This window comes from Kitasatospora cinereorecta, from assembly GCF_024172095.1.
In the GTDB taxonomy this organism is placed as follows: Bacteria; Actinomycetota; Actinomycetes; order Streptomycetales; family Streptomycetaceae; genus Kitasatospora; species Kitasatospora cinereorecta.
On sequence record NZ_JAMZDX010000006.1, the window covers coordinates 463020 to 486002 of the forward strand.

At 73.8% G+C, this 22983-nt stretch carries 21 protein-coding genes and 1 pseudogene; 8 read left to right on the forward strand and 14 right to left on the reverse strand.

The window, feature by feature from the left end; translation table 11 throughout:
• Positions 1 to 33 precede the first annotated feature (33 nt).
• Positions 34 to 1119 carry a phosphotransferase gene (locus FHR36_RS31475; protein ID WP_253802713.1) on the forward strand — a complete coding sequence of 362 codons (1086 nt, stop codon included), beginning with the start codon at positions 34 to 36 and terminating at the stop codon, positions 1117 to 1119.
• 43 nt (positions 1120 to 1162) lie between these two features.
• Here FHR36_RS31475 and FHR36_RS31480 read toward each other — a convergent pair whose 3' ends face one another.
• The 6 genes from FHR36_RS31480 to FHR36_RS31505 form a co-directional block, all read right to left on the reverse strand.
• Complete coding sequence (locus FHR36_RS31480; protein WP_253802715.1) at positions 1163 to 2878, reverse strand: protein kinase domain-containing protein; 1716 nt, start codon at positions 2876 to 2878, stop codon at positions 1163 to 1165.
• 111 nt (positions 2879 to 2989) lie between these two features.
• Positions 2990 to 4477, reverse strand: coding sequence for a protein kinase domain-containing protein (locus tag FHR36_RS31485; protein WP_253802718.1), 1488 nt, complete (start codon positions 4475 to 4477; stop codon positions 2990 to 2992).
• A gap of 208 nt (positions 4478 to 4685) precedes the next feature.
• On the reverse strand, positions 4686 to 5279 hold the full coding sequence (locus FHR36_RS31490) for a bacterial proteasome activator family protein (protein ID WP_253802720.1): 594 nt from the start codon (positions 5277 to 5279) through the stop codon (positions 4686 to 4688).
• 127 nt (positions 5280 to 5406) lie between these two features.
• Positions 5407 to 6348: a hypothetical protein gene (locus FHR36_RS31495; RefSeq protein WP_253802722.1), complete on the reverse strand. Its 942-nt coding sequence runs from the start codon at positions 6346 to 6348 to the stop codon at positions 5407 to 5409.
• Between the two features lie 114 nt (positions 6349 to 6462).
• On the reverse strand, positions 6463 to 6948 hold the full coding sequence (locus FHR36_RS31500; protein ID WP_253802724.1) for a GNAT family N-acetyltransferase: 486 nt from the start codon (positions 6946 to 6948) through the stop codon (positions 6463 to 6465).
• 61 nt (positions 6949 to 7009) lie between these two features.
• Entirely contained in the window at positions 7010 to 7987 is a 978-nt protein-coding gene (locus FHR36_RS31505; RefSeq protein ID WP_253802725.1) for an NAD(P)H-quinone oxidoreductase, read from the reverse strand.
• Between the two features lie 195 nt (positions 7988 to 8182).
• On the opposite strand from FHR36_RS31505, the gene FHR36_RS31510 reads away from it, so the two are divergent.
• Positions 8183 to 9205 (forward strand): potassium channel family protein, encoded by a 1023-nt coding sequence (locus FHR36_RS31510; RefSeq protein ID WP_253802726.1) that lies wholly within the window; start codon positions 8183 to 8185, stop codon positions 9203 to 9205.
• A gap of 35 nt (positions 9206 to 9240) precedes the next feature.
• Here FHR36_RS31510 and FHR36_RS31515 read toward each other — a convergent pair whose 3' ends face one another.
• The 3 genes and pseudogenes from FHR36_RS31515 to FHR36_RS31525 form a co-directional block, all read right to left on the reverse strand.
• Positions 9241 to 10488 (reverse strand): molybdopterin molybdotransferase MoeA, encoded by a 1248-nt coding sequence (locus FHR36_RS31515; RefSeq protein ID WP_407660875.1) that lies wholly within the window; start codon positions 10486 to 10488, stop codon positions 9241 to 9243.
• A gap of 5 nt (positions 10489 to 10493) precedes the next feature.
• A pseudogene (locus FHR36_RS31520) lies at positions 10494 to 11510 on the reverse strand (NTP transferase domain-containing protein).
• A 64-nt stretch (positions 11511 to 11574) separates the two neighbouring features.
• Positions 11575 to 12510 (reverse strand): MBL fold metallo-hydrolase, encoded by a 936-nt coding sequence (locus FHR36_RS31525; RefSeq protein ID WP_253802727.1) that lies wholly within the window; start codon positions 12508 to 12510, stop codon positions 11575 to 11577.
• A gap of 259 nt (positions 12511 to 12769) precedes the next feature.
• On the opposite strand from FHR36_RS31525, the gene manA reads away from it, so the two are divergent.
• Both manA and FHR36_RS31535 read left to right on the forward strand, forming a co-directional pair.
• The gene (manA, locus tag FHR36_RS31530; protein WP_253802728.1) at positions 12770 to 13963 is read left to right on the forward strand and encodes a mannose-6-phosphate isomerase, class I; all 1194 of its coding nucleotides are present in this window, start codon (positions 12770 to 12772) and stop codon (positions 13961 to 13963) included.
• 88 nt (positions 13964 to 14051) lie between these two features.
• Entirely contained in the window at positions 14052 to 14618 is a 567-nt protein-coding gene (locus tag FHR36_RS31535; RefSeq protein ID WP_253802729.1) for a dihydrofolate reductase family protein, read from the forward strand.
• 69 nt (positions 14619 to 14687) lie between these two features.
• On the opposite strand, the gene dnaB is transcribed toward FHR36_RS31535, so the two are convergent.
• The gene (gene dnaB / locus FHR36_RS31540) at positions 14688 to 16325 is read right to left on the reverse strand and encodes a replicative DNA helicase (protein WP_380232044.1); all 1638 of its coding nucleotides are present in this window, start codon (positions 16323 to 16325) and stop codon (positions 14688 to 14690) included.
• A 453-nt stretch (positions 16326 to 16778) separates the two neighbouring features.
• On the opposite strand from dnaB, the gene FHR36_RS31545 reads away from it, so the two are divergent.
• Positions 16779 to 18128, forward strand: a complete 1350-nt coding sequence (locus FHR36_RS31545; protein WP_253802731.1) for an MATE family efflux transporter — start codon at positions 16779 to 16781, stop codon at positions 18126 to 18128.
• A gap of 98 nt (positions 18129 to 18226) precedes the next feature.
• Here the strand turns inward: FHR36_RS31545 and rplI are convergent, their stop codons facing one another.
• The 4 genes from rplI to rpsF all read right to left on the reverse strand — a co-directional run bounded on the left by rplI (position 18227) and on the right by rpsF (position 19971).
• A complete protein-coding gene (gene rplI / locus FHR36_RS31550) occupies positions 18227 to 18673 on the reverse strand; it encodes a 50S ribosomal protein L9 (RefSeq protein WP_253802733.1) in 447 nt (148 codons plus the stop codon).
• Positions 18674 to 18690: 17 nt separating this feature from the next.
• Positions 18691 to 18927 carry a 30S ribosomal protein S18 gene (gene rpsR, locus FHR36_RS31555; RefSeq protein WP_030270170.1) on the reverse strand — a complete coding sequence of 79 codons (237 nt, stop codon included), beginning with the start codon at positions 18925 to 18927 and terminating at the stop codon, positions 18691 to 18693.
• A 62-nt stretch (positions 18928 to 18989) separates the two neighbouring features.
• On the reverse strand, positions 18990 to 19574 hold the full coding sequence (locus FHR36_RS31560; protein WP_253802735.1) for a single-stranded DNA-binding protein: 585 nt from the start codon (positions 19572 to 19574) through the stop codon (positions 18990 to 18992).
• 106 nt (positions 19575 to 19680) lie between these two features.
• Positions 19681 to 19971: a 30S ribosomal protein S6 gene (gene rpsF / locus FHR36_RS31565; protein ID WP_253802737.1), complete on the reverse strand. Its 291-nt coding sequence runs from the start codon at positions 19969 to 19971 to the stop codon at positions 19681 to 19683.
• 250 nt (positions 19972 to 20221) lie between these two features.
• Between rpsF and FHR36_RS31570 the strand changes: the two genes are divergently transcribed.
• The 3 genes from FHR36_RS31570 (at position 20222) to FHR36_RS31580 (ending at position 22929) form a co-directional block, all read left to right on the forward strand.
• A complete protein-coding gene (locus FHR36_RS31570; protein ID WP_253802738.1) occupies positions 20222 to 20527 on the forward strand; it encodes a hypothetical protein in 306 nt (101 codons plus the stop codon).
• A gap of 190 nt (positions 20528 to 20717) precedes the next feature.
• Complete coding sequence (locus FHR36_RS31575; RefSeq protein WP_253802740.1) at positions 20718 to 21836, forward strand: lipid II:glycine glycyltransferase FemX; 1119 nt, start codon at positions 20718 to 20720, stop codon at positions 21834 to 21836.
• A 37-nt stretch (positions 21837 to 21873) separates the two neighbouring features.
• Complete coding sequence (locus FHR36_RS31580; protein WP_253802742.1) at positions 21874 to 22929, forward strand: alanine racemase; 1056 nt, start codon at positions 21874 to 21876, stop codon at positions 22927 to 22929.
• Positions 22930 to 22983: the final 54 nt, after the last annotated feature.

Genomic DNA, 22983 nt, shown 5'->3' on the forward strand with positions numbered 1-22983 from the left:
GTCGCTATCACGCCGAGTATTAGTCTCGGCTCCGTGACGTACGGTCAGATCATCGCCCTCGCGCCCGCCCGTCCCGACGCGGCCGCTCCCCCTGTCGGAACCCTCAGCCCCCCGGTCGCGCACGCCGCCGTCGCCGGGGTGCTCCGCTCCTACCGCACCGCCCCGATCGTGGCGGTCGCACCGGTGGCCGAAGGACTGCTCAACCGCGGCTACCGGGTCGCCACCCAGACCGGCGACTACTTCCTCAAGTGCTACGTGGACCAGGCCACCGCGGGTCGGGCGGCGATCGCCGCCCAGCACGCCGCCACCGCGGCGCTGCGGACGCTCGGCCTGCCGGCCGTCGCCCCGCTGGCCGCCCGGGACGGCCGGACGGTCACCGCGCACGGCGGCCGGCTGTTCGGCCTCTACCCGTGGGTGGAGGGGGAGCACCGGCACGGCGCCGAACTCGAACCGCAGGGGTGCGCCGCGCTCGGCGCGCTGCTGGGGCACGTCCACGGCGCGCTCGCCGAGGTCTGCGCCCCTGTCCGGCAGCCGTCCGGAGTGCTCTCGGCCGACCCGGAGGAGACCGCCCGGATCGTCTCCGACCTGCGCGACCGCGCCCGGGCCAACCGCCCGTACGGGGAGTTCGACGCCCTCGCCGAGCGGCGGCTGACCGAGCGGCTGGAGCTGCTGGCCGCGTACGGGCACCGCCGCCCCGGCCGGGCGGACGCCCCGCCCACCGGCTGGACGCACGGCGACTTCCACGGGCTCAACCTGCTGCACCGCGGCGACCAGGTGGTCGCGGTGCTGGACTGGGACAAGCTCGGCCTGCACCCCACCGCCGAGGAGGCGGTCCGGGCCGCGACCCTGCTGTTCAACGACCGCGCGAGCGGCGTGCTGGACCTGGGCCGGGTGCGCCACTACGCCCGCGCCTACCGGGCCTGCGGCGCCGCCGACGCCGAGCAGGTGGCCGCCGCCGTCCACCGGGTGTGGTGGGAGCGGCTGAACGACCTGTGGATGCTGCAGTGGCGCTACCAACGCCGCGACCTGAGGGCCGACCCGCTCTTCCCCGCCTCGGCCGGGCAGCTGACCTGGTGGTGCGAGGAGTACGAGCAGGTGCTGGACGCCTTCACCAACTGAGCGGACGGGGCGCCACCCCGCGGGGGCGGGGTGGCGGGACCGGTCAGCCGGACGTGGTGCCCTTGGTGGGCGGCGGGGCGGTGGGGCTGCTCGGGGCGGTCTGGCTGGTGGTCGGGGTCGGCGTGTGGGTCGACGTGGACGAGCTGCTCGGGCTGGCCGAGGCGGAGGCCGAGGCCGAGGGCGAGGCCGAGCGGGAGGCCGACGGCGACGGGATGAAGGTCTGCTGCTCGGTCGGACGGTTGGTGCTCTGGCTCCGGGTGGGCGCCTGGGTGGTCGGCCGCTCGGACGGGGTGCTGGGGGTCGAGGTCACCGTGACGGTCGGCTGCGGGGTCACCGGCGGCGTGGTCGGCTTGTCGCTGTTGGTCAGCGCCAGCGCGATGCCCACGGTGGCGGCCAGCAGCACCGCGATCACGCCCAGCGCCCAGCCCCACGGGTTGCGGCGCTTGGAGCCGTCGCCGCCCCCGTTGCCGCCTCCCCCGCCGTGGCCGGGGCCGCCGGTGTCGCCCCCGCCCGGGCCCGAGACGCCGGGGTACGGCTGGGCCGGGGTCCGGTAGGGCGAGGTGACCTGGTACGGCATCGCCTCGGTCGGGCCGGTGCGGCCGACCGCGCCGAACGGTTCGGTGACCGAGGTACCGCCGCTCGCCGGGCCCTCGAAGCCGGGGTAGTTGCCGGTGTTGCCGGAGGCCGCGGCGGCCAGCCCGGCGGCGGCCGCGGCAGCGGCGGCACCCGTCGCGTACCCGGCGCCGCCGGTGCCGTGCATCTCGCGCAGCGCGTGCTGCAGGTGGGCGCGGAACTCGTCGGCGGTCTGGAACCGGTCGTCCGGGTTCTTCTCCAGCGCGCGCAGCACCAGCGCGTCCAGCTGCGGCGGCACCCGGTCGTTGGCCCGCGAGGGCTGCACCGGGGCGTCCTGCACATGCTGGTAGACCACCGACAGCGGGGTGTCGCCGGTGAACGGCGGCCGCAGGGTGAGCAGTTCGTAGAGCATGCAGCCGGCCGCGTACAGGTCGGAGCGATGGTCCACCGACTTGCCGAGGGCCTGCTCCGGCGAGAGGTACTGCGGGGTGCCCATGACCATGCCGGTCTGGGTCATGGTGGAGGCCGCGCCGGTCAGCGCCCGGGCGATGCCGAAGTCCATCACCTTGACCGCACCGGTGGTGGTGATGATGACGTTGGCGGGCTTGATGTCCCGGTGCACGATGCCGTGCCGGTGGCTGTAGGAGAGCGCCTCCAGCACCCCGGCGGTGATGATCAGCGCCTGGTCGACCGGCGGCGCCTCCTCGTCCACCAGCAGTTCGCGGACGGTGCGGCCCTCGACCAGCTCCATCACGATGTACGGAGTGGTCTCCCCGTCCTCGCCGTGCTCCTCGCCGGTGTCGTAGACCGCGACGATCGAGTGGTGGTTCAGCGAGGCGACCGAGTGTGCCTCGCGGGTGAAGCGCAGCCGGGCGGTGTCGTCCTGGGCCAGCTCGGGGCGGAGCAGCTTCACGGCGACGGTGCGGCCGAGGCGGACGTCCTGGGCGGCGAAGACCTCCGCCATTCCGCCGCGGCCGAGCTTGCGGGTCAGCCGGTAGCGGCCCTCGCCGAGGGTGCCGAGCGGGGCGGCCGTGCCGCGTGCGGGGGTGCCGGCGCCCGCGGGCAGGACCGTGGTCTCGGCATCGGCGTCCGGCTCGCCGGCCGGCGCCGGGGCGTCGGCCCCGGGTTCGCCCGCCTTGGGGTGCTGCTCCGCCTCGCTGTCGCCCGGCTGCTCAGTCTGACCCATCGCTCCTCGCCCCGGGCAGTCGCTCGGCGCGCAGTCGCCCTGTCGGTTCCGTCCCCGGAAACGCTACCGCGTCCGGCCGTCACCCGTGGAACGGTGCGGCCGGACCCCCCATCAGATCAGGCCGTCCCCCTGGGCGGATCCACCCAGGTCGAGGACGGTGGCGGGGCGGGGCGCCCCGTACGGGTTGTCGGTGGTGCTCTTGGACCCGGCGGTGGCGGCGATCGCCACGATGACGACGGCCAGCACGATGACGCCGACGATGACGCCCACCACGATCAGCGCGGTCGAGCAGCCGCCGTTGTTGGCGGTCCGGGTGGGCGTGAACTGCGGCCCCGGCATCGGCCGCACCGGGTTGACCTGCTGCTGCGGGAAGGGCTGCGGGGTGTGCGGCGCCTGCGGGTACGGCGGCGGGGTCTGCGGGAAGGGCTGCGGGGTGTGCGGCGCCTGGGCCTGCGGGAACGGCTGCGGGGTCTGCGGCGCCTGCGGGAAGGGCTGCGGGGTCTGCGGGTACGGCGGCGGAGTCTGCGGCGCCGGGTACGGGCCCGGCGTGGCGTACGGCGGCGGGGTCTGCGGACCGGGCTGGTACGGCTGCTGCACCTGCGGCGCCGGGGTGCGCAGATCGCCGGTCACCTGCGGGAAGTTGGCCAGCGACGGCGCGGCGTGCACCGAGCGCGGGCCCTCGCTGATCACCAGCGGGGTGGAGGCCTGCAGCGGCGTGCCGCCCTGCTCGCCCCCGGCCACCCGCTCGACCTCCTCGCGCATCGCGGCGGCGCTCGGGAAGCGGTGCGCCGGGTCCTTGCGCAACGCGCGGGCGACCAGCGCGTCCACCGCGGGGGTGACCGCGCGGTTCAGCGTGGACGGCGCGGGCGGCGCCTCCTGGACGTGCTTGTAGGCGATCGAGAAGGCCGAGTCGCCGTCGAACGGCAGCTGCCCGCTGAGCAGTTCGAACAGCATGCAGCCGACCGAGTAGAGGTCGGAACGGGCGTCCACGCTCTTGCCGAGGGCCTGCTCGGGCGAGAGGTACTGCGGGGTGCCGACCACCATGCCGGTCTGGGTCATCGAGGTGACCCCGGACTGCAGCGCGCGGGCGATGCCGAAGTCCATCACCTTGACGACGCCCTTGGAACTGACCATCACATTGCCGGGCTTGATGTCGCGGTGGACCAGGCCCTGGTCGTGCGAGGCCTCCAGCGCGGACAGCACGGCCGCGGTGATCTTCAGCGCCTGCTCGGTCGGCATCGCGCCGTACCGGGTGACCGCGTCGTCCAGCACGTCCTTGAGCGCCTGGCCCTCGACGTACTCCATGACGATGTACGGGGTGGCGGTGCCGTCGGCCGCGACGTCCTCGCCGGAGTCGAAGACCGAGACGATGTTGATGTGCTGGAGCCGCGCCACCGCCTGCGCCTCGCGCCGGAAGCGCTCCTTGAACGAAGCCTCCCGGCCCAGTTCGGTGTGCAGGGTCTTCACCGCGACCTGGCGGTCCAGCACGCTGTCGTACGCCAGGTGCACGGAGGCCATGCCGCCCTGGCCGAGCAGGCGCTGCAGCACATAGCGACCGTTGCCCAGGGAGTGGCCCTCGGCCGTGGTGCCGTCACTCATGGTCCGTGGTCCCCCTTGGCGCGAAACGTCCCGAAGGGGGCCAGGGTATCGGCTCCGGGCGCTGCCGACGCGCGGCCCCCGCTCGGTGGTACGGGGTGCCGCGCGGCTCACTGCAGCTCCGTCCACGGAGCGAATGACGGGGCGCGGGCGGGCTGCAGGTGCGGGGTTGCAGGCGCCGGGCTGCAGGCGCCGGGTTACGGGTGCCGGGTTACAGGTAGGGGCCCGAGCGGATGCCGCGGCCGGGACCGGGCTCCTCCTCGTCGAGCTCGCCGCCGTGCAGTCCGGGCGGCAGGGCCCGGCGCATCTGTTCCAGCTGCGCGCGGGCGGCCATCTGCTGGGCGAACAGCGCGGTCTGGATGCCGTGGAACAGGCCCTCCAGCCAGCCGACCAGCTGGGCCTGGGCGATCCGCAGCTCCGCCTCGGTGGGGATGGTGTCGTCGGTGAAGGGGAGCGAGAGCCGCTCCAACTCCTCGACCAGCTCGGGGGCGAGGCCGAGTTCCAGCTCCTTGATCGAGCTGGCGTGGATCTCCTTCAGCCGGACCCGGCTGGCCTCGTCCAACGGGGCCTGCCGGACCTCCTCCAGCAGCTGCTTGATCATGCTGCCGATCCGCATCACCTTGGCCGGCTGCTCGACCATCTCGGTCACCGGCAGTTCGCGCGGCTCCACCGCCTCGTCACCACCTCTGCCCAGGCCGACACCGGCCGTCATGCCGACGGGCATCCCGTCGGGACCGACGATCAGCACCTTGGGGGTCTCCTCCGAGGGCTCCTGCTGCGACCGTTCGTTCATCGAGGGGGTCATGGCTCCTTCATATGCTTCGTCCGTCGCGCGGGTCAACGAACCGGGCCCGGTGATCGTCCCACACCCCGGACGCGCCGGACGGGCAAACGGCGAGCCGCCGTGCCCGCCGGGCGGGCCCGTACCGCCGTCAGCGGCGGCGCAGCCGCAGGCCGATCAGCAGCAGGCCGCAGCCGATCAGGGTGAGACCGGTGCCCAGCGGCAGTTGCAGCGCGGAGGGGTCGCTCCAGTGCAGCGGGACGGCGGCCTCGGCCTCCGGGCGGGCCTGGGCCTCGATCTGCGGCTGGTCCCCAGCAGGCGGGTCGACCGGGAGCGCGGAGTCCGATCCACCGGCCTGCGGCGGGAGCGCGAGGTCGTCCCCGGGTGCCCCGGTGGAGCCGTCGGCCGGGTCCTCGGCGGTCGGGGACGGCGGCTCCTGCGGCATCGGGGCCAGCTGCGGCTGGTGCCGCATGCCGCCCTCGCCGTGCGGGACCCGCGGGTACGCCGCCGACGCGGACGGGGACGCGTCGGGGCTCTCCGACGGCGTGGTGGACGTGGACGGGGAGGGGCTCGCCGGATCCGAGGCGGAGGCCGAGGGGTCCGGCTGCTCGGTGGCCCCGCCGGAGGGCGAGGGGGTGGACCGGGTGGGCGCGGCGGTCGGCGGGCAGGTCCCGGACGGGTCGTCGCCGGCCGGCGCGGAGTCGGTGGGCAGGACGTCGGGCAGCGAGGGCAGGACGTCGGGCATCGTGGGCAGGGCGGGAACGTTCGGCGGCAGCGCGACCATCGGCAGCAGCGCACCGGCCGACTGCGCCGCGGCGAGGGCCTGGGCGACCGCCAGGGCGGACACCGGCGTGGACACCGTCTCCGCCGCCGGTCCCTGCGCCGGAGTTCCCTGCGCCGGAGCTCCCTGCGCCGCCGGGGCCCGGCCCGCGCCGGCCGGATCGACGGCCAGTGCGGGGCCGGCCAGGAGCAGCGGCAGGGCCAGCCCGACGCCGGTCAGGGCCACCCGGCAGCGGGCGCCCACGGGCAGAAGGGAGGGGGCCGCGGAGGACACCGCGGCGAATGCTGAGCGCGTGTACGGAAGTGCAGCCATGGAAAGCAGATCCTTCCGACGGCCGAACGCACCACGGTCCGTTCGAGGGCGGAACAGCTCTGGACCAGCGTCACACAGTCGGACATTCCGGGCATGTCGGGCGGATTCGGCGGCTCACAGCTCCCGGTACATCAGGTGCAGCCCTACCCTCCCCAGCGTCGGGTGGTCGAAGGCCCCCGGCACGGTGCCGAGCACCTGGAAACCGAGCCGGCGGTAGAGCCGGACCGCCGCCTCGTTGCTCTCCACCACCGCGTTGAACTGCATCCCGGCGAACCCGCGCGCCCCGGCCCAGGCCAGTGCGTCCTGGCACAGCGCCGCACCGACGCCGCGGCCCCGGGCGCCCGCGGCGACCATGAAGCTCGCGGTCGACACGTGCGCGCCGGGCCCGGAACGGTTGGCGCCCATCTTCGCGGTGCCCAGCACCCGGTCGCCCTCGACCGCCACCACGGTCCGCCCCGGTACGGGCTCGAGCCAGGTCTGCCGCGCCTGCTCCTCGGTCATCGCGGGGTCGTAGACGAAGGTCTCCTCGGCCCGGACCACCTCGCGGACGATGCTCCAGACCTGGGGCCAGTCGGCCTCGGTGAACTCACGGATCTCCATGGTCCGCACGCTAACCGGCCGACCGGCCCCGGTCCCCCGAATTTGCGCCCCCAGGGCCGTCTCAGGCCCGCAGCACGACCTTGCCGACCTGCTCGCCCGCCTCGACCACCCGGTGCGCCTCGGCGGCGTCGGCGAGCGGCAGCACCCGGTCCACCACCGGCTTCACCACACCGGCCTCCAGCAGCGGCCACACGTGCTCGCGGACGGCGGCGACGATGGCGGCCTTCTCCCCCAGCGGGCGGCCGCGCAGGTTGGTCGCGGCCACCGCGGCGCGCTTGCGCAGCAGGGTGCCGAGGTCGAGCTCGCCCTTGACCCCGCCCTGCAGGCCGATGATCACCAGTCGGCCGTTGACCGCCAGGGCGTCCACGTTCCGCTGCAGGTACTTGGCGCCCATGATGTCCAGGATCACGTCGGCCCCGGCCCCGCCGGTCGCCTCCCGGACCGCCTCGACGAAGTCCTGCTCGCGGTAGTCGATGCCCACGTCCGCGCCCAACTCGGCGCAGCGGGCCAGCTTCTGCGGGCTGCCGGCGGTCACCAGCACCCGGGCTCCGACTGCCTTGGCGAGCTGGACGGCCATGGTGCCGATCCCGCTGCCGCCGCCGTGCACGAGCACCGTCTCGGCCGGCCGCAGGTGCGCCACCATGAACAGGTTGGACCAGACCGTGCAGGCCACCTCGGGCAGCGCCGCCGCCTCCACCGCGGTCAGCCCCTTGGGCACCGGCAGCAGCTGCCCGACCGGCACCACCACCTGCTGCGCGTAGCCGCCGCCGACCAGCAGCGCGCACACCTCGTCGCCGACCGCCCACCCGGCGACGCCCGGGCCGAGCGCCGCGATCCGGCCGGCGCACTCCAGTCCGGGGTAGGGCGAACTGCCGGGCGGCGGGTCGTAGAAGCCCTGGCGCTGCAGCAGGTCGGCGCGGTTGACGGCGGTGGCCGCCACCTCGACCAGGACCTCGCCCGCCCCGGGCACGGGATCGGGCACCTCGGCCCACGTCAACGCCTCGGGTCCACCGGGCTGAGGGATCGTCATCGCATGCATGCCCCGAAACTACTCGGCGGCCCGCCCGAATCCGGCACCATCCACCGGCGGGCCCGCCGGATCCGCCAGGACGATCCAGGGGCGCCACCCGACCCGGGGCGACCCGGGTCGTCGCGGGAGCGCGCGCCCTCGGCCGCGTGTGAGGCACGGCGGGGCGCCCGTCCGTGGGGCGTCCCGCACCGCATCCTTGACCCTGTGCCGGACCCGAACCCGCCCACCGTCGCCCTGCCCACCCGGCCGGCCCGGCCTCCGCTGCGCCAGGTCCTCAAGCGCCTCGCACTGGCGCTGGGCGTCCTGCTCCTGACCACTCTGATCGTCTGGGCCGACCACGACGGGTACCACGACAACGCGGATGCGGCCGTGTCCCTGCTGGACGCCGCCTACTACGCCACCGTCACCCTCTCCACCACCGGGTACGGCGACATCACCCCGGTCAGCGACAGCGCCCGCCTGGTCAACATCCTGGTGATCACCCCGCTGCGGGTGCTCTTCCTGATCATCCTGGTCGGCACCACCCTCGAAGTGCTGACCGAACGCACCCGCCGGCAGTGGCGGATCCGACGCTGGAGGTCCTCCGTGCGCGAGCACACCGTCGTGATCGGCTACGGCACCAAGGGCCGCAGCGCGGTGTCCGCCCTGCTCGGCCAGGGCGTGGAGGCCTCCTCGATCGTGGTGGTCGACCCGCAGTCCCGGGCCGTCGACCAGGCCACCCGGGACGGTCTGACCGGCGTGGTCGGCGACGCCACCCGGACCGAGACCCTGCTGCGCGCCGAACTGCCCCGCGCCGCACGGGTGGTGGTCGCCCCCGAACGCGACGACACCGCCGCCCTGATCACCCTGACCGCCCGCCAGCTCAACCGCGGCGCCACCGTGGTCGCCGCCGTCCGCGAGGACGAGAACGCCCCGCTGCTGCGCCAGAGCGGCGCCGACGTGGTGGTCACCAGCTCCAGCTCGGCCGGGCGGCTGCTCGGCATGTCGATGCTCAGCCCGCACGCCGGCTCGGTGATGGAGGACCTGCTCACCTACGGCCGCGGCCTGGACGTGGTGGAACGCCCGGTCACCCGCGCCGAGGCCGGACACAGCCCGCGGGAGAGCGGCGACCTGGTGGTCGCGGTGGTCCGCGGGCGGCGGCTGCTCAACTACACCGAACCGGAGGTCGCCACCCTCCAGCTGACCGACCGGCTGATCGTCATCAGACCGGCCGGCCTGCCGCAGTAGCCGACCGCGGGCGCACCGGGGGACGGCCGATCCGGTCAGGGAAGCGTGAGCAGCTCGGTGCGGCCGCCCGCCGGTACCCCGCCCGGGGGCACCACGGCCAACGCCTCGGCCAGCGCCAGCCCGCGCAGCATCGCCGGCCCGTCGAAGGCCAGCGGCACCACCCCGTCCTCCCGCCGGACCACCGGCAGCAGCCGGGTGTCCGCCGGGTGCCCGGGCAGGTCGACCGCGGCCCGCTCGATCCGCTCCCGGCCCGCGCCGGTCGGACGCCCGCTCAGCGCGGCCAGCAGCGGCAGCGCCAGGGTCACCGTGCCCGCCACCGCCGCCAGCGGATTGCCGGGCAGCCCGACCAGCCGGCGCCCGCCGGGCAGCTCGGCCAGCAGCATCGGATGCCCCGGCCGGACGGCCACCCCGTCCACCAGCAGGTGCCCGCCGGTCGCCTCCAGCGCGGCGTGCAGGAAGTCCACCGGACCGGCCGCGGTACCGCCGGTGGTCAGCACCACGTCGGCGGGCGAGTGCCGGATCGCGTCCCGCAGCAGCCCGAAGTCGTCCCGGACGTAGCGCCGGCCCAGCACCTCGGCCCCGGCCGCCGCCAGCAGCGGGGGCAGCAGCGGCCCCAGCGCGTCCCGTACCCGGCCGGGCCCGGGCAGCCCCGACTCCTGCAGCTCGTCGCCGAGCACCAGCAGCTCGACCGTCGGCCGCCGTCGCACCGTCAGCGCGTCGTGCCCGGCCGCCGATGCCAGCCCCAGCACCGCCGGGGTGACCACCGTTCCGGCCGGCAGCAGCTCGTCGCCGCACCGGCACTCCTGCCCGCGCGGCCGTACGTCCTGGCCGGGCCCCACCGCTCCGCGCAGCAGCCCGCCCTCCCCGCCGTCGCCGGGCTCGGCGTCGCCGGGCTCCACGCGGCCGTGCTCGCGGCGCAGGACCCCGGTCGCGCCGGGCGGGAGCTGGGCGCCGGTGGCGATCTCGACCGCCTCGCCGTCGGCCAGCGGACGGCAGCGCTCACCGGCCAGCAGGCGGCCGGTCAGCCGCCACGGGCCGGGTCCGGCCACCGCCCAGCCGTCCATCGCCGAGGTGTCGAAGGCGGGCAGGTCGGTGAGCGCGGTCAGCGGCTCGGCCAGGGTGCGGCCGAGCGCAGCGACGGGCCCGAGCAGCTCGGCGGGCAGCGGCGCACCGGCCCGCCGGGCCGCTCGCCGGGCCTGCGGCCAGGGGGCGTGCCGGAGCGTCGGATCGGCCCGCGGGCCGTCCGCGTCGACCGGCCGGTCCACCGGGCGCAGCGAGTCCACCGGATTCACGTCCCCGCCGGCCCCTCGCCGGTCGCCTCGGCCTCGGTCCGCGCGGCCCAGCGGTCGGCCAGCTCCGCGACCCGGGCACCGGCGGCGGCCACCGCATCCGGGCCGCCACCGGCCTGGGCGGCCGCGTAGCCGACCAGGAAGGCGGTCAGCGGCGCCGCGGGGCGGTCCACCCCGTGCGCGACCACCCGGGCGAGGTCCAGCAGGCCGCGGACGTCGACCTCCAGGTCGATCCCCAGCTCGGTGCTGACCTCGGTGATCCAGTCGTCCAGCGTGCGCTCCATAGCCCCATGCTGCCCGAAACCCCGCCCCCGGGGGTGCCCCACCCCGTGAGCATCGCGCGTCGTTCCGCTCACTGTGTCAGCTCGCCCGCGGTGAGCCGGGCCGGCTCTCCCGCGGTGAGCCCGGCCGCGTGCCCGGCCCGAGGACCCGGTTCAGCTCCCGGTCCCGGCACGGTCGCGCTCCTCGGCCTGGGCCAGCTCCTCCCAGGTGTCGCAGTCGTAGGCGACGCCCTCCGGGTCGGCCAGCCGGAGCAGGTGCAGGCCGCCGAGCAGCCGGCGCAGCGGCTGTCCGGCCGGGTCGCCGAGCCGGCTCAGCGCGGCGCGCAGCGGCGCGGTCCGGTACGCGGCGGCCAGCGGCTGGTCCCGTCCGGCGGCGTCCACCAGCAGGGCGCCGTCGGCGTCGGCCAGCCCGGCGAGCAGCCGCTCGACGGTGGGCCGGTCGAGGAAGGGCAGGTCGGCGGCGAACAGCAGCACCCGTTCCGCGTCCACCAGCGCCAGCCCGGCCGCGACCGCGGCGACCGGGCCGCCGCCGGGCGGCTCCTCCCGGGTCCAGCGCACCCCGCCGCGGGCGGTCGCCCGCTCCGGGCCGACCACCACCACCTGCCGGGCCTGCGCGCACGCGTCCAGCACCCGGTCCAGCAGGGTCCGACCGCCGACCGCCAGCCCCGGCTTGTCCACCCCGCCCACCCGGCGCCCGGCCCCACCCGCCAGCACCACCGCGTCATACGCCGTCATGCCGCCAGTATCCGCCCGCCGCCCCACGGCCCGGGACGGCCGCCCCACGCCCCACCGGAACCGCCTACTCCTCGCCGTCCTCGACGATCTCCGCGTCGACGATCCCGTCCTCGTCCGCCACCGGGTACGGCGTCGTGTTCGCGGCGGCCCCCAGCTCCAGGATCGCCGGCAGGGTGAGCCCGCCGTACCGCTCGTTGACCGCTGCGGCCAGCGCCTCCGGGTCGTGCGGGTGGGCGCGCAGCGCCCGGTCGAAGTCCCTCAGGTACGCGTCGGTGAAGGAGAGCACCCGCATCGCGTCGTCGTCCGCCCCCGGCGCCCGGTGCCCGGCGATCACCCGGTCGACGCCGAGGTCGGCGATCCGGGCCAGGTTGCCCGCCCAGACGGCCCGCTCGGCCGGACCGGTGTCGGCCGTCCACACGTGGGTGCCGTTGTAGACGAAGTCGCCGCCCACCACGGTGCGGATGCTCGGCACGTGCGCCAGCGTCGAGTCCGCGCAGTCGCCCTGCCCCAGCTGCAGCACCCGGATCAGCTGCCGGTCGAGCATCAGCGGCTGCGGCAGCAGCGGGGCGGGCACCAGCGGCTGGTCCGGGATGTCGTCCCCGTACACCGGCTTCCACTGGGCGACCTTCGCCTCCGCGGTGCGGACGATCCCCGCCACCACCTCCGGCGCGGCCAGCAGCTGCGCACCGGGGAAGAGCCGCAGCACCTCCTCGGCGCCGAAGTAGTGGTCCGGGTGCTGGTGGGTGACGACGACGGCGAGCAGCTGCCGGTTCTTGCCGGCGATCCACTCCGCCAGTTCACGTCCGGCGCTGCGGGTCAGCTGGGCGTCGAAGAGGATCGCCGCCTGCTCCCCCATGACCAGCGTCGAAGTGGCGAAGAAGGCCGTCTCCGGGCCGGTGAAGACGTCCACCTCCAACGGCCGCACCGGCGGGTACCCGTCGGGCGCGCCGTGGCCCGGCCGGTCCCCTCCGGCGGTCGGGTCGGGCGGGAACGCCGTCACTGCAGCTCCCTCGTGGCTCCGGTCCGCGGGCCGCGCGGGCCCCTGTCCGTACCAGCTTGGGAGGTGGCAGGGGCCGTCGCCGGGTAGGCGCGCCCAGGAGAGTGATCATCTGCCCGGTCGGCCGCGCACGGCGGGGACGGTGCGCCCGGTAGAGGCGCCGAGCGCCCCGTCGGGGGCGCGGGGCGGCCTTCCGGGCGTCGGCTAGAGTCGGAGCCCTTCAATCCGGACAACCACCGCAGGAACGAGCAAGGAGCACGCCATGGACAGGCTCCGCAACGCGGTCCGCCCCTACGCCTGGGGATCGGTCACCGCCATCCCCGCGCTGCTGGGGCAGGCGCCGAGCGGCGAGCCCCAGGCCGAGCTCTGGATGGGGGCCCACCCCGGCGACTCGTCCGAGGTCGACCGCGGCGCCGGCGCCCGCCCGCTCTCCGAGGTGATCGCCGCCGACCCCGAGGGCGAGCTCGGCGCCGCCTCGGTGGCCAAGTTCGGCCCCACCCTGCCGTTCCTGCTGAAGGTGCTGGCCGCCGGCGCCCCGCTCTCCCTGCAGGCCCACCCGACCCTCGACCAGGCCCGGGCCGGCTTCGCCGACGAGGAGGCCCGCGGCATCCCGCTGGACGCCCCGCACCGCAACTACCGCGACGCCAACCACAAGCCCGAACTCATCTGCGCCCTGGACGACTTCGAGGGCCTGTGCGGCTTCCGCAGCCCCGCCGCCACCGCCGACCTGATGGCCTCCCTCGGCGCCCCCGCGCTGGAGCCGCTGATCGACATCCTGCGCGGCAAGCCGGAGTCCGAGGCGCTGCGCGAGGTGCTCGCCACCGTCCTGTCGATGACCGGCGCCGAGGCCGAGCACACCGTCGCCCAGGTCGCCGAGGCGATCGAGGCCGCCGCCCCCGGCGACAGCGGCGGCACCCTGGCCGGCTACGCCTACGCCGCCCGCGAGTTCCCCGGCGACACCGGACTGCTGGCCGCCCTGCTGCTCAACCACGTGGTCCTGCGGCCCGGCGAGGCGCTCTACCTCGGCGCCGGCGTGCCGCACGCCTACCTGCGCGGTACCGGGGTCGAGATCATGGCCAACTCCGACAACGTGCTGCGCTGCGGGCTCACCCCCAAGCACGTGGACGTCCCCGAGCTGCTCCGGGTGGTCGAGTTCGGCGCGACCGACCCGGACGTGCTGCGCCCGGAGCCCGACGCCCACGGCGAGCGGCTCTACCCGGTGCCGATCGACGAGTTCCGGATCTCCCGCTACGTCCTCGGCACCCGGTCCGCCCCGCTGACCGGCGACGCCCCGCAGATCCTGCTCTGCACCGATGGCACCGCCGAGCTGACCGCCGCCGACGGCACCGCCCTCACCCTGACCCGCGGTCAGTCGGCCTTCCTCCCCGCCACCGGCACCACCACCGTGCTGCAGGGTCCGGGCGCCACCGTCTTCCGCGCCACCGTCACCCTCTGACGGCCCCTCGGCCCGCCCCTTCGCCCTGGCGGTGGTCCTCGCCGCGCCGGTCCGTCCGTTGGGGACCGACTCACGGAATGCTGGCGCCATGCGGAAACTCATCTACGGCATGAACCTGACCCTGGACGGCTACATCGCCGCGCCCGGCGACGACATCGGCTGGAGCGGACCGCCCAGCGACGAGCTGTTCCAGTGGTGGCTCGACCACGAGCGGGCGAGCAGCCTGTCGCTGTACGGGCGCAAGCTGTGGCAGACGATGAGCTCCTACTGGCCGACCGGCGACCGGCAGCCCGACGCCACCCCGGCGGAGATCGCGTTCGCGCGGAACTGGCGGGACACGCCGAAGGTGGTGTTCTCCTCGACGATCGACCAGGTCGACTGGAACACCCGCCTGGTCACCGGCGACGCGATCGCCGAGATCACCCGGCTCAAGGCCGAGGACGGCGGTCCGATGGACATCGGCGGCGCGACGCTCGCCGGAGCGGCCATGCGCGCCGGGCTGATCGACGAATACGTGATCGCCACCCACCCGGTCCTGGTGGGCGGCGGCACGCCGTTCTTCACCGCGCTGGACAGCTGGGTGAACCTGAACCTGGTGGAGACGCGGACGTTTCCCGGCGGCGTGGTCCTGACCAGGTACGAGACCAGGCGCTGAGCGGCTTCCCGCTGTCGCACGGCCCGGATGCCGCGTGAGCCCGCGGTGTCAGCGGGCTTCCACACCACCTCAGGTGACGTCGCGGGTCATGTCGACGAAGCGGGAGTAGTGGCCCTGGAAGGCCACCGTGATGGTGGCGGTGGGGCCGTTACGGTGCTTGGCCACGATCAGGTCGGCCTCGCCGGCGCGCGGGGACTCCTTCTCGTACGCGTCCTCGCGGTGCAGCAGGATGACCATGTCGGCGTCCTGCTCGATCGAGCCGGATTCGCGGAGGTCGGAGACCATCGGCTTCTTGTCCGTACGCTGCTCGGGTCCACGGTTCAGCTGGGAGAGCGCGATGACCGGCAGCTCCAGCTCCTTGGCCAGCAGCTTGAGGTTACGGGACATGTCCGAGACCTCCTGCTGGCGGCTCTCGGCGCGGCGCGAGCCACCGGACTGCATCAGCTGGAGGTAGTCGATGACGACCAGTCTCAGGTCGTTGCGCTGCTTGAGGCGTCGGCACTTGGCCCGGATCTCCATCATCGACAGGTTCGGCGAATCGTCGATGTAGAGCGGGGCGTTGGTGACGTCGGGCATCCGCCGGGCGACCCGGGTCCAGTCGTCGTCGGTCATGTTGCCGGAGCGCATGTGGTGCAGCGCGACCCGGGCCTCGGCCGACAGCAGGCGCATGGCGATCTCGTTGCGCCCCATTTCGAGCGAGAAGACCACGCTCGGCAGCTGGTTGTGGATCGAGGCGGCGCGGGCGAAGTCCAGCGCCAGGGTGGACTTACCCATGGCGGGTCGGGCCGCGATGACGATCATCTGGCCGGGGTGCAGGCCGTTGGTGAGGGCGTCGAAGTCGGCGAAACCGGTGGGGACGCCGGACATCTGGCCGGCCCGGGAGCCGATGGCCTCGATCTCGTCGAGGGCGCCCTCCATGATCTCGGAGAGCGGGGCGTAGTCCTCGTTGGTGCGCTGCTCGGTGACGGCGTAGATCTCGGCCTGGGCGGCGTTGACGATCTCGTCCACGTCGCCCTCGCCGGCGTAGCCCATGCCCGCGATCCGGGTGCCGGCCTCGACCAGGCGGCGCAGCACGGCGCGCTCGTGGACGATCTCGGCGTAGTACTCGGCGTTGGCCGCGGTGGGCACCGAGTTGACCAGGGTGTGCAGGTAGGAGGCGCCGCCGACGCGGGCGAGCTCGCCGCGCTTGGTGAGCTCGCCGGCGACGGTGATCGGGTCGGCCGGCTCGCCGCGGGCGTAGAGGTCGAGGATGGCGCCGTGGATCAGCTCGTGGGCGGGCCGGTAGTAGTCGGCGGGCTTGAGCACCTCGACCACGTCGGCGATGGCGTCCTTGGAGAGCAGCATGCCGCCGAGGACGGACTGCTCGGCCGCCAGGTCCTGCGGCGGGACGCGCTCGAAGCCGTCGCCGGCGCCGCCGCGGTCGTCCCGGTCGCCGTCGCGCCGGTCGCCGCCGCCCTTCCCCTGGAAGCCCTTGCCCTGGTAGCCCTTGCCGTCGCGGCCGCCCTGGCCGTCGCGCTGGGAGAAGCCCCCGCCCTGACCGCCCTGGCCGTCGCGCTGCGGGAAGCTCCCCTCCCGGCGGCGGCTGACCGGCAGGCGGTCGCCGGGGACGTCGGGGAAGGCGTCCGGGGAGAAGGCGTCGTCGGACGGCTGCCAGTCGTCCTCCGGCGGCGGCGGGACGTCGTGGTCGTCGTACTGGGGGCCGGTCACGCGAAATCCCCGATCAGCGAATGCGGTGCGAGTTGGTGCGGGCCTGTCCGATGGCGCATCCTCATTTCTTACGCCATCGGGAGGACAAAGTCCGGCCCCCGGCGGGCGGTGTCGCGCGGCCACACAGGTCTGGTCCTCGCCCACGCTACGGGGGGTGGGGGCGTTCCTCCAAGGTGGTTATCCACAGGCTGTGTGGATAACCGAGCCGCCGCTGTGGAGAACCGGCCCAAAGCTGTGAACAACCCTGTGGACACCTCTGTGGATAACCACACGATCGCGTTGGTGTCAACTCGCTGACCTGGCACTACTCCGCCCACCGCCTGTGCATGAGAATTTCTTCACACAGGCCGCGAGGCGCTCGCCACACCGTTCGAGCGACCGTTCGATCGGGGTGGCGAGTAATAGGCCACAGGCACTTGTGCCACTTACCTGTGGATGACTACCCTAACCTTCATGACCACCGCCACCGACCGCCGCACCCAGGGCCGCGCGGACCGACGTCGCCACGACCGGGAGATCCTCGCCCTGGCCGTGCCAGCCTTCGGCGCGCTGGTCGCCGAGCCGCTCTTCCTGATGGCCGACTCCGCCATCGTCGGCCACCTGGGCACCGCCCAGCTGGCCGGTCTGGGCGTGGCCTCGGCCGCGCTCACCACCGCGACCGGCGTGTTCGTGTTCCTCGCGTACGCCACCACCGCCGCGGTCGCCCGCCGGATCGGCGCCGGCGACCGCCGGGCCGCGATCCAGCAGGGCATGGACGGCATCTGGCTCGCGCTGATCCTCTCGGTCGCCGTGGTGGCACTCACCCTGGCCCTGGCACCGCAGGCGGCCGCCGCGCTCGGCGCCTCCCCCACCGCCGCCCCGTACGCGGTCACCTATCTGCGGATCAGCGCGCTCGGCGTGCCGGCCATGCTGATGGTGCTGGCCGCCACCGGTGTGCTGCGCGGACTGCAGGACACCCGCACCCCGCTGCTGGTGGCGATCGGCGGCTTCGGCGCCAACCTGCTGCTCAACGTCGGCCTGGTGTACGGCGCCGGGCTGGGCGTGGCCGGCTCCGCCTGGGGCACCGTACTGGCCCAGAACGGCATGGCCGCGGTCTACCTGCTGGTCGTCGTCCGCGGCGCCCGCCGGGAGGGGGCGGGCCTGCGGCCGGACGCCGCGGGCATCCGGGCCTGTGCCCGCACCGGCGGCCCACTGGTGGTGCGGACGATCAGCCTGCGGGCTTCCCTGCTGGTGGCCACCGCGGTGGCGGCGAACCTGGGCGACGCCGAGGTGGCCGCGCACCAGATCACCATGACGGTGTGGTCCTTCGTGGCCTTCGCGCTGGACGCGACAGCCATCGCCGGGCAGGCGATCATCGGCCGCTTCCTGGGCGCCGGCGACGCGCCCGGGGCCCGCGCGGCGACCCGGCGGATGGTCCAGTGGGGCATCGGCTCCGGCGTGCTCTTCGGACTGCTGATGGTGGCGGCCCGCCCGCTGTACGTCCCGCTGTTCAGCTCCGACCCGCAGGTCCGGCACCAGCTGGCGGCGGTGCTGCTGCTGGCCGCGCTCACCCAGCCGGTGGGCGGGCTGGTCTTCGTCCTGGACGGGGTGCTGATGGGCGCCGGCGACGGCGGCTACCTGGCCTGGGCCATGCTGGCCACCTTCGCGGTCTTCACCCCGGCGGCGCTGGCCGCTGTGGCACTCGGCGGCGGACTGGTCGGGCTCTGGTGGGCGATGAACCTGTTCATGCTGGTCCGCGCCGCCTTCCTGGGCCACCGGGCCCGCACCGGCCGCTGGCTGGTCACCGGCGCCGTCCGCGCCTGACACCCGGCCCCCCTGCCGTCCGACGAGCACCCCGAAACGCACCGAGGGCCGGACTCCCGAAGGAGTCCGGCCCTCAGCAGCAAGAGCTACGGCTGAGCTCAGGCGGCGACGACGTTGACGTCGAGGTCGGCCTGGACATCGGCGTGCAGCTTGACCGAGACCTTGTGGGTGCCCACGGTCTTGATCGGCGAGGCGATCGCGACGGCGCGCTTGTCCACGACCGGGCCGTCGGCGGCCTTGATGGCCTCGACGACGTCGGCCTGGGTCACCGAGCCGAACAGGCGGCCGGCGTCGCCGGAGCGAACGGCCAGCTTGACCTGCAGGCCCTCGAGCTTGGCCTTGACCTCGTTGGCGGCCTCGAGGGTCTGGATGGCGTGGATCTTCCGGGCGCGACGGATGGCGTCGACGTCCTTCTGACCGCCCTTGGTCCAGCGGATGGCGAAGCCACGCGGGACCAGGAAGTTGCGGGCGTAGCCGTCCTTGACCTCGACGACCTCGCCGGCGCTGCCGAGGCCGGGGACCTCGTGAGTGAGGATGATCTTCATTCTTCGGTCACCCTCTCTTAGCGCGTGGTGGAGGTGTAGGGCAGCAGGGCCATCTCACGGCTGTTCTTCACGGCCGTGGCGACGTCACGCTGGTGCTGGGTGCAGTTGCCGGTGACCCGGCGGGCACGGATCTTGCCGCGGTCGGAGATGAACTTCCGCAGCAGGTTCGTGTCCTTGTAGTCAACGTAGTTGACCTTGTCCTTGCAGAAGACGCAAACCTTCTTCTTCGGCTTGCGAGCAGGCGGCTTCGCCATCGAGTGCTCCAGTGAGTACGAAATCTGTCAGCGATACCGGGCGAGAGCCCGGCCCGCACCGCTTAGAACGGAGGCTCTTCCGAGTAGCCGCCACCGGACGGGGCACCCCAGCTGCCGCCACCCTGGTTGCCACCAGAGGGAGCGCTGGACGCCCACGGGTCGTCGGACGGGCCGGACTGGCCACCGGAGCCACCGCCCCAGTTGCCGCCCTGCTGGCCGCCGCCGTACCCGCCGCCCTGCTGGCCGCCGCCGAAGCCGCCACCGCCGCCGGGACCGCCGGAGCGGTTGGCGCGGGTGACCTTGGCGGTCGCCGAGCGCAGGCTCGGGCCGACCTCGTCGACCTCGACCTCGAAGACCGTCCGCTTCTCGCCTTCCTTGGTCTCGTAAGACCGCTGGCGCAGTCGGCCCTGCACGATGACGCGCATGCCGCGCTGCAGCGACTCGGCCACGTTCTCCGCCGGCTGACGCCAGACGTTGCACGTGAGGAAGAGGCTCTCGCCGTCCTTCCACTCGTTCGTCTGGCGGTCGAAGGTGCGCGGGGTGGACGCGATACGGAACTTCGCGACCGCCGCACCCGACGGGGTGAAGCGCAGCTCGGGGTCGTCGACGAGGTTGCCGACGAGGGTGATGACGGTCTCGCCTGCCATGTGGTGATGACCTCTCGGAAAAGGAGTTCTGCGGTGCTCGTCAGCGATGTTTCACGTGAAACATCGGACGCGAGCCACCTGGCGCCCTAGGGCGTCAGGAGGTGGCTCAGTGGGTGTCCGGGCGCAGGACCTTGGTCCGCAGAACCTGCTCGCTCAGGCTGAGCTGGCGGTCAAGCTCGTTGACGACCTCCGGCGTGGCCTTCAGGTCGATGACCGAGTAGATGCCCTCGGACTGCTTCTTGATCTCGTACGCCAGACGGCGACGGCCCCAGGTGTCGATCTTCTCAACCTTGCCGCCACCGTTGCGGACGACGTTGAGGAAGTTCTCGATCAGGGGGGAGACAGCGCGCTCCTCGACCGAGGGGTCGAGGATGACCATCACCTCGTAGTGACGCATGGGGAACCCACCTCCTTTGGACTCAGCGGCCACGGCATTTCCGTGACAGGAGGGTTGTGCAGCGTCGGCACCGGCGATGGGCATGGAGAACCACGCCTACACCAGTGCAGAGAGTTCAGCCTACCGGTTCGCACCACCCGTTCACAAAAGACTTCGGGGTTGTGATCAGGGCCATATCGGTCGCAATCTGGACGGAACGGCAGAATGCCGCCCTCCAGCCGGAGCGTCCTCCACCAGGAGGTGGGTCCTCATGGCGCAGACCGTCCACCGAATGCCCGCGATCACGCTGAACACCGACGGCCACCCGCACCCGCGGGAGAACACCCTGGTCGTCCTGACCGGGGTGCTCGGCCTGATCTCCCTCGTCACCGCGTTCTTCTACAACCTGCACATCCTGTCCTCGTGGACCGGCCTGATCGGCATCGGCACCGGTGCGGCCGGCATGTGGCTGTCGGTGACCACGGCCGAGCGGTTCGCCGTGGTGATCTCGTTCGGCGCCTCGGCGCTCGGGTTCTACCTCGCCATGTCGCACGGCGGCCTGTTCGGCGGCGTGTAACCGTCCCTCCGCGCCGGGAGCGGGTGCATCCCGCACTCCCGGCGCGTAACCTCCGACGCCCTCCCCGCGTAGTACCTGTGCACAGGTTGGCGGGGAGGGCGTCGCGCGTCCGGCCGGCCACCCCGAAACGGACCATTCGGACGATAGGGTCATTCCCTGGACCGGCCGACCGAGGAGGAGCACAGCACAGATGGACCTGCGCCTGAGGACGATCACCCGCGAGGAACACCTGAAGTTCATCCAGAGCCGCCCCTCGGCCAGCCACATGCAGGTGCCCTCCTGGGCCGATGTGAAGGCCGAGTGGCGCTCCGAGAGCCTCGGCTGGTTCGACGGCTCCGGCGAGATGGTCGGCGCCGGCCTGGTGCTCTACCGCCAGCTGCCCAAGCTCAAGCGCTACCTGGCGTACCTGCCCGAGGGCCCGGTGATCGACTGGTTCGACCGGGACCTCGAACAGTGGCTGCAGCCGATGCTGGCGCACCTGAAGTCCCAGGGCGCCTTCTCGGTGAAGATGGGCCCGCCGGTGGTGGTGCGCCGCTGGGAGGCCTCCACCATCAAGGAGGCGATCGCGAGCGCCGACGCCAAGCGGCTGCGCGACGTCGAGCCGGACTGGTACGAGCCGCGCGCCTTCGAGGTGGCCGACCGACTGCGCAAGGCCGGCTGGCTGCAGGGCGAGGACGGCGGCGCCGGCTTCGGCGACGTCCAGCCCCGGTACGTCTTCCAGGTACCGCTGGGCGGCCGCTCGCTGGACGACGTCCAGGGCGGCTTCAACCAGCTGTGGCGCCGCAACATCAAGAAGGCCGAGAAGAGCGGCGTCGAGGTGGTCCAGGGCGGCTACGAGGACCTCGCGGTCTTCCACAAGCTGTACGTGGTCACCGCCGAGCGCGACCACTTCACCCCGCGTCCGCTGCTGTACTTCCAGCGGATGTGGCAGGCGCTGACCGCCGAGGACCCGAACCGGATGCGCCTGTACATCGCGTACCACGAGGGCGAGCCGCTGGCCGCGACCACCATGCTCACGGTCGGCGAGCATGTCTGGTACTCCTACGGCGCCTCCGCCAACCACAAGCGCGAGGTCAAGCCGTCCAACGCGATCCAGTGGCGGATGATTCGCGACTCCTACGCGCTCGGCGCGAGCGTGTACGACCTGCGCGGCATCAGCGACACGCTCGACGAGGACGACCACCTTTTCGGCCTGATCCAGTTCAAGGTGGGCACCGGCGGCCAGGCCGCCGAGTACCTGGGCGAGTGGGACTTCCCGCTCAACAAGCTGCTGCACAAGGCGCTCGACCTCTACATGTCGCGGCGCTGACCGAACCTCACGTGAGAGCTCCCGGGGAGAGTTTCCGATGACCCTGTCGATGTACGTGGACACCGAGCGGTGGCAGGCCCACCAGCGTGCCCTGCTCGCCGAGTTCCCCGGCCTGGTGCCGGTCGCCAAGGGCAACGGATACGGATTCGGGAACGTCCGCCTCGCCGAGGAGGCGGCCCGGCTCGGCAGCCCGATGCTGGCCGTCGGCACCGCGGCGGAGGCCGCCGCGGTGGCCGGGGCCTTCCCCGGCGACCTGCTGGTGCTGACGCCGTACCGGGCGGGCGAGCCGGACGCCGGGCTGCCGGCCGGCCGGGTGGTGCGGACGGTCGCCCACGCCGAGGTGCTGGCCGCACTACCGGCCGGCTCCCGGGTGGTGGTGGAGTGCATGACCTCGATGCGCCGGCACGGTGTCGCGCCCGCCGACCTGCCCCGGCTGTCCACCGGACACCTGGAGTTGGAGGGCTTCGCCCTGCACCTGCCGCTGGACCGGCCGGACGGGTCCGACCCGGTGGCGGAGTGCGCCCAGTGGGTCCGGGCGATCGCCGCGGCCGGGCTGCCGACCCGCACCGTCTACCTGAGCCACCTCGGCGCGAAGGACGTCGCCCGGCTGGGCCTGCTCTTCCCGGACACCGTGTTCCGCTCCCGGATCGGCACCCGGCTGTGGCTCGGCGACCACGAGGCCCTGCAGTCCCGGGCCACCGTCCTGGACGTCACCCCGGTGGCCCGCGGCGACCGCTACGGCTACCGCCAGCACAAGGCGCCGTCCGACGGCCACCTGCTGGTGGTCACCGGCGGCACCGCGCACGGGGTCGGCCTGGAGGCGCCCAAGTACGTGCACGGGGTGGTGCCGCGCGCCAAGGGCCTGGCCCGGGCCGGCCTCGCCACGGTGAACCGCACGCTCTCCCCCTACCTGTGGGAGGGGCGCCAGCTCTGGTTCGCCGAGCCGCCGCACATGCAGGTGTCGATCCTCTTCCTGCCGGGCGAGGCGAAGCCGCCGGCGGTGGGGGACGAACTCGTCCTCCAGGTCCGGCACACCACCACGCACTTCGACCGGGTGGCCGACCGGCGCAGCGCCGACCGCCAGGCGGCCTGAGCCACCGCAGCACGGAGCCCGGCCGCGCCACGCGCGGCCGGGCTCGGCGCTTCC